The following is a 262-nucleotide window of genomic DNA, read 5'->3' as shown; positions in this document are numbered from 1 at the left end:
GCGGCGGAAGGGTACGGCACCGTCGCCGTGCATGTCGGCGACGGCACGCTCGGCTGGGCTGACAGCGCGCCCTACGACGCCATCCTCGTCGCCGCGGGCGGACCCTCAGTCCCGCAGGCGCTCAAGGAGCAACTCGCGCCCGGCGGGCGGCTGGTGATCCCGGTGGGCGAGACCGGGGCGGCGCGGGGCCAGTCCCTGCTCAAGGTGACCCGCACCGGGCCGAACGACTGGACGCAGGAGCGGATCTCGGGCGTGCGCTTCG

The 262-nt window shown here is 75.2% G+C and carries 1 pseudogene; it reads left to right on the top strand.

Going from position 1 to position 262, the window contains the following annotated elements:
* Window positions 1-262: pseudogene (locus Q1A87_RS23970) on the top strand (protein-L-isoaspartate O-methyltransferase); the annotation flags it as partial.

The sequence above is a fragment of the uncultured Jannaschia sp. genome, assembly GCF_947494055.1.
Classification (GTDB): domain Bacteria; phylum Pseudomonadota; class Alphaproteobacteria; order Rhodobacterales; family Rhodobacteraceae; genus Jannaschia.
Note: the sequence above shows the minus strand (reverse complement) of the source record. Positions and strands in the feature narration are given on the sequence as shown.